This window comes from Desulfobacter latus, from assembly GCF_013389365.1.
Lineage (GTDB): Bacteria > Desulfobacterota > Desulfobacteria > Desulfobacterales > Desulfobacteraceae > Desulfobacter > Desulfobacter latus.
This window is the reverse complement of the sequence record NZ_JACADJ010000204.1, coordinates 1-352: the sequence shown is the minus strand read 5'-3', so window position 1 is coordinate 352 and position 352 is coordinate 1. Positions and strand designations below refer to the sequence as shown.

1 protein-coding gene is annotated in these 352 nt (G+C 37.2%); it reads right to left on the bottom strand.

Features of this window, described 5'->3' with window-relative positions; genetic code table 11:
- Positions 1–352 (bottom strand): IS607 family transposase (locus HXW94_RS19000; RefSeq protein ID WP_178368440.1); only part of this gene is annotated, 352 nt, incomplete at both ends.

The following is a 352-nucleotide window of genomic DNA, read 5'->3' as shown; positions in this document are numbered from 1 at the left end:
CTCGGACGCCTCAATCATTGTTTTGATCTTTTTTTTATATTTACGAAGCCCGTACAATCTACAACTGAATGTATGTATAATTGCCATTAAATCCTCCACCATTTCCTGTTGCGGAGATAAAGATTCTTGATTTACCACCTTAATTTCACAGCCATGTTCCGTCGCCATATACTCAAAAAAATCAAATCCGAATCGACATAAACGATCTTTGTGAGCCACAAGCAAACTCTTAATTTCACCGGCAGATATTCTTGACATCAAAGACAGAAATTTTTTTCTTTTGAAGTTCATTCCACCGCCGATTTCCTGAATCCATTCATCTACTGGAATCCCGCCATTTAAACAAAATTGC